The sequence below is a fragment of the Streptomyces prasinopilosus genome (assembly GCF_001419695.1).
Taxonomy (GTDB): domain Bacteria; phylum Actinomycetota; class Actinomycetes; order Streptomycetales; family Streptomycetaceae; genus Streptomyces; species Streptomyces prasinopilosus.
Window position 1 is genome coordinate 1 of record NZ_LIRG01000808.1, and the last position, 5219, is coordinate 5219.

Annotated in this window: 3 protein-coding genes and 3 pseudogenes; 4 read left to right on the plus strand and 2 right to left on the minus strand. The window is 74.1% G+C overall.

Annotated features, from left to right (window positions below; translation table 11 throughout):
* Together AOK18_RS26770 and AOK18_RS33470 are read left to right on the plus strand one after the other, a co-directional pair.
* Positions 1–197: pseudogene (locus tag AOK18_RS26770) on the plus strand (LD-carboxypeptidase); the annotation flags it as partial.
* 113 nt (positions 198–310) lie between these two features.
* Positions 311–478, plus strand: a pseudogene (locus AOK18_RS33470) (IS5/IS1182 family transposase); the annotation flags it as partial.
* Positions 479–499: 21 nt separating this feature from the next.
* On the opposite strand, the gene AOK18_RS26775 reads toward AOK18_RS33470, so the two are convergent.
* Together AOK18_RS26775 and AOK18_RS26780 are read right to left on the minus strand one after the other, a co-directional pair.
* Positions 500–1663 carry a PQQ-dependent sugar dehydrogenase gene (locus AOK18_RS26775; RefSeq protein ID WP_055696001.1) on the minus strand — a complete coding sequence of 388 codons (1164 nt, stop codon included), beginning with the start codon at positions 1661–1663 and terminating at the stop codon, positions 500–502.
* 156 nt (positions 1664–1819) lie between these two features.
* Complete coding sequence (locus tag AOK18_RS26780; RefSeq protein ID WP_055696002.1) at positions 1820–2818, minus strand: aldo/keto reductase; 999 nt, start codon at positions 2816–2818, stop codon at positions 1820–1822.
* Between the two features lie 75 nt (positions 2819–2893).
* On the opposite strand from AOK18_RS26780, the gene AOK18_RS26785 reads away from it, so the two are divergent.
* Together AOK18_RS26785 and AOK18_RS26790 are read left to right on the plus strand one after the other, a co-directional pair.
* Positions 2894–3844, plus strand: a complete 951-nt coding sequence (locus tag AOK18_RS26785) for a 2-hydroxyacid dehydrogenase (RefSeq protein ID WP_055571097.1) — start codon at positions 2894–2896, stop codon at positions 3842–3844.
* A gap of 404 nt (positions 3845–4248) precedes the next feature.
* Positions 4249–5219, plus strand: a pseudogene (locus AOK18_RS26790) (phosphodiesterase); the annotation flags it as partial.

Consider the following 5219-nt stretch of genomic DNA (forward strand, 5'->3'; position numbering starts at 1 on the left):
ACGAGGGCGGCGAGGACCGCGCGGGTCTGCGCGACGTGGTGCTCGATGTCCTGGCGCAGCGCGACATCCCGGTCCTCGCCCAGGTCGACTTCGGCCACACCTCGCCGAACCTGCCGCTGCCCCTCGGGGTCCGCGCACGCGTGGACGCGGACCACCGGACGCTGTCCCTGCTCGAACCGGCGGTCGCGGAAAGCTGAGGCGTGCGGGACACGGGCGTGAGCCCGGAAGGCCGCGCCCCGTTGTGTTCCGCGGAGCGAAGGCCCGGCCGAAACGGCGGGGGAGCGGGACCGGCGGGCCGGTCGCCGGCGCGGGCGGCGGGCCCGCCGGGTCCGGCCGCGAGCGCCACCGGCGTCGCCACGAGGTCGGGCGGACCGTCGACCGGCTCAAGAACTCCCGCGCGGTCGCGACCCGTCACGACAAGGGGGCCCACGTCTTCCACGGCACGGTCACCGCGGCGGCGATCCGCCCACGGCTCCGCCCATGCTCCGCCGGACAGCGCCTAGCTCACCCGCACCTCCAGGATGCGGTCGTCCTCACCGCCCGGGTCGCCGCGGCCGTCCGTGTTGCTGGTGACCAGCCACAGCCTGTCGCCGCCCGCCGTGGCCACCGTGCGCAGCCGCCCGTACTCGCCCTCCAGGAACGCCTGCGGGTCCGCCGAGGCCTCCGTGCCCTTGAGCGGGATCCGCCACAGGCGCTCGCCGCGCAGACCCGCCATCCAGACCGACCCCTGCGCGTACGCGATGCCGCTGGGGGAGGCCTCGTCCGTGCTCCACTGGGCGACCGGGCTGCGGAAGCCGTCGTCGTCGGACATGCCCTCCGCCTCCGGCCAGCCGTAGTTGGCACCGGGCTCGATCGCGTTGAGCTCGTCCCAGGTGTTCTGGCCGAACTCCGAGGCGAACAGCCGCTGCCGGGAGTCCCAGGCCAGGCCCTGCACATTGCGGTGACCCAGCGAGTACACCGCCGAGTCGGGGAGCGGGTTGCCCGGCGCCGGCTCGCCCTCCGGCGTCAGCCGCAGGATCTTGCCGCCCAGCGACTTCTCGTCCTGGGAGAGGCCGGTGTCACCGCTCTCGCCCGTGCCCACGTACAGCATCCGGTCCGGGCCGAACGCGATCCGGCCGCCGTTGTGGACCACCCCCTTGGGGATGCCCCGGAACACCGTGTCCGGTGCGCCCAGCCGCTCGCCCTCCGGCTTCTTCTCGTCGTAGAGCATGCGGACGACGCGATTGTCCGAGGCCGAGGTGAAGTAGGCGTAGACCATGCGGTCCGAGGCGTACTCGGGGGAGAGCGCGATGCCGAGCAGGCCGCCCTCGCCGGCCGGCGAGACCCCCGGCACCTCGCCCAGCTCGGACGTCTCGCCCGTCTCGGCGTCGACCCGGCTGATCGTGGCCTCGTCCCGGGACGACACCAGCAGATCGCCGTCGGCCAGGGGCGCGAGCCCCCAGGGGGAGCGCAGGTCCGTACCGACCGTACGGAGCACCTCCACCGAGCCCTTCGCGGGGGGAGCCTGCTCGGCACGGCCCTCCGGGGACGAGGACCGCCCGGCCGGACCGCTCGGGGAGGAACCGGGGGCCTTCTCCGGCGGTCCTCCGTCGCCGGACGAACAGCCGGCCGTCAGCAGGAGCGCGGCGGTGGCCAGTACGGCCGTAACGGCTCGATGGTGCACGATGTCGTCCCTTCGACGCGGCGGGTTCTCCCTGTCATACACCGCCCGCGCCCCACAGGTTCCCGATCGCGCGGACCCGAACCGCCGGCCACCGTCCGGCCCGGTCCCCCCGCCCGGGGCCTGCGGTCCCCGGCCCCGGGCGCGGTCCTCCGCCCCTCAGTCCCACGACCCCTGGGCCGCGGGCAGTTCCGCGATCTCCGCCAGGTCGGCCTCCGTCAGGCGCAGGTCCGCCGCCCCCGCGTTCTCGGCGACCCACCGCTCCCGCTTGGCACCCGGCACCGGGACCACCTGCCCGCCCTGCGCCAGCACCCAGGCCAGGGCCACCTGCGCCGGGGTGACGTCCTCGCCGTGCCGGCGGGCGACCCGGCGCAGACCGGCCACGATCGGCTGGTTCGCGGCCATCATCTCGGCGGTGAAACGAGGATGCCTGGCCCGCAGGTCGTCCGCCTCGAAACCCTCACCCGGTGTCAGCGTGCCGGTCAGGAAACCGTTGCCCAGAGGCATCGCGGCCAGGAACCCCACACCGCGCGCGGCGCACCACGGCAGCAGCGCCTCCCGCGCCTGGGGCGACCACACCGACAGCTCCGCCTCCACCGCGCTCACCGGGAAGACCTGCTGCACCCTCTCCAGCTGCCGGACCGTCGCGTCGTACAGACGGGCCCCGGGCCGCCGCGCGGAGCGCGCACCGACCGCGCAGAACCCCAGCGCCCGCACCTTTCCGGCCCGTACGAGTTCCGCCATCGCGCCCCAGGTCTCCTCGACGGGGATCTCCGGGTCCGCGCGGTGCAGCTGGTACAGGTCGATGACGTCGGTCTGCAGCCGGCGCAGTGAGGCGTCGCAGGCCCTCCGCACGTACCCGGGGCGGCCGTTGGCCACGATGTGCTGATCACCCACCAGCAGGCCGACCTTCGTCGACACGAAGGCGTCACCGCGCCGCTGCCTCAACACCCGCCCCAGCAGGAGCTCGTTGGTGAACGGGCCGTACATGTCGGCCGTGTCCAGCAGCGTCGCCCCCAGGTCGAGCGCCCGGTGCACCGCTCTGAGCGAATCCCCGCCGTGCTGCCGCGAGGTGCTGTAGGCCCAGCTCATCGGCATGCACCCGAGTCCGACGGCCCCCACCGAGAGCGCCGCCGCGCCGATCGTCCTGCGCTCCACCTGGTCGTGACCCTCCCTTTCCCGGACCCCAACCTAACCTCTGGCGCCGCGGACCCCTGACGTAGCCTCCGGACCATGACCGCTGACGTATGGCTTCCCCTCCCGCCGGACGAGATCGAGGGCCTTCCGAAGGGCCCGCGGTACCACTTCTGGGACGGCGCGCGGGAGTACCCGGCCGACCCGGCCGACTGCGCGTTCTACGTCGTGCCGTACATGAAGCCCGGCGACGTCGGGGTGCGCCCGCTGCCGCTGATGGGTTCGGTCCAGGTCGTGCAGACCCTGTCCGCCGGCGTCGACCACGTGCAGCCCGGCCTGCACCACCTGGGCCCCGGCGTACGGCTCTGCAACGCGCGCGGAGTGCACGAGGCGAGCACGGCCGAGCTGACGCTCGCCCTCGTCCTGGCCTCGCTGCGCGGCCTGCCCGACTTCGTGCGGGCCCAGGACAGGGGGGAGTGGCTCGGCGGCTTCAGGCCCGCGCTCGCCGACCGGAACGTGCTCATCGTGGGGTACGGGGCGATCGGCGCGGCCATCGAGGACCGGCTCGTTCCGTTCGAGCTCGCGCGGGTGGTGCGCGTCGCGCGCTCCGCACGTGCCGCGGCGCGCGGGCCGGTGCATCCGTTCACCGAACTGCCCGCGCTGCTGCCGGAGGCGGACGTCGTCATCCTCTCCACCCCGCTCACCGAGGCCACCCACCACCTCGTGGACGCCGGCTTCCTGGCCCGGATGAAGGACGGCGCGCTGCTCGTCAACGTGGCCCGGGGGCCCGTCGTCGACACCTCGGCCCTGCTCACCGAGGTGGAGAGCGGCCGCATCACCGCCGCCCTCGACGTGACCGACCCCGAACCGCTCCCCCCGGACCACCCCCTGTGGCGGGCTCCGGGCGTTCTCGTCAGCCCGCACGCCGGCGGACCCACCTCCGCTTTCCGGCCACGCGCCGAACGGCTGCTGGCGGACCAGTTGAACCGATTCGTGAACCGGGAGGAGCTCCGGAACGTGATCCTGGTGACGAAGGCGGTAAGCGCGTAGTCCGTTTCGAGTACCGTCCGCGTTTTCCCGGACGCGAGGGGTACTCATATATCGGCCGACCGTCACGGAGCGTAGAGAAGCTATGTCCCTGAGTGACGGGACTGGTGTATCGTCCCGACAGGGGCTGCGCCGCTGACCGTCGGCGCGGGGGATTGACATTGCAGACTGTGAGGGGGGCGACGGGCGATGCACGGCCTTTGGACGAGCGATCCGACGCGATTGAGCCGCCGTCGGCGACCCTGGCGCACGGCCACGCGCAGCCGGGGACAGCACGGCGGTCACCACACCCGCGGTCACCGCACCTCCGGTCACCACGCCCGGAGCTGCGGCCGCCCCGGCGACCCCTGTCCCCGCCGCGCGAGGCCGGCCCGCCCGGCCGGAGCGGCGCGCACCGGGGGAAACCGGTGAGCGCGCCGGCCCCCGCGACCACGCTCGACGGAGCGGCGCGGGAGCACCCCGTCCCGGAAGCCCTGCCGCCCCGCCCGTCCGCCGTGGAGCGCCGGCAGGGACTGGTGCCGCAGCTCGTCCTCGCCGTCGTCTGCGCGGCCTACGCGATCGGCGCCGCCTTCGGCTGGGGATCGGAGCAACTCGCGCTGATCATGGGAGACTTCGGACTGAGCGCCGCGGCGGCCGCGGCCGCCGTGTCCTGCTTCCTGTACGCGCGAGGCCGCCGCGTCCGTTTCCGGACCGCCTGGCTGCTGTTCGGCATCTCCTCCACCATGGCGTCCCTGGGCAACCTGATCTGGGGCTGGTACGAGGTCGTCCTCGGGCTCCCCGTGCCCAGCCCCAGCTACGCCGACCTGTTCTTCCTGTGCTTCGCCCCGCCCGCCATCGTGGGACTGCTGGTGCTCGCCAGACGGCCCGTGACCAAGGCCGGATGGGTCTGCCTGGGCCTGGACGCCTGGCTGATCGGGGGCTCCCTGCTCACCCTCGCGTGGAGCCTCGCCCTCGCCCAGACCGCGCAGGCCGGAGGCGAGGACGTGGCGCACACCGCGCTGTCCCTGGCGTATCCGCTGCTCGACATCGCCCTGGTCAGCGTGGTGCTCGCCCTGCACTTCCGGCGGTCGGCGGTCACCCGTTCGGCGGTCAACACCGCGATCGGCGCCCTCGCGCTCACCGTGCTGTGCGACGCCCTGTTCACCTCCCCGCTGCTGCACCACACCTACCGGTCGGGGCAACTGCTCGACGCGGGCTGGTTCGCCGGCTCACTGCTCCTGGCGTACGCGCCCTGGACCCGCCCCCGTGGCGTCCGGCCCGGGGACGAGGGGCACACGCGCGTGGTGCGCGAGCACCTGCCCGGCCAGCACGGCGGACCGAACCCCTGGACGATCGGCCACCCGGCCCCCCTCGCGGACGACCCGGCCCACCTCACGGC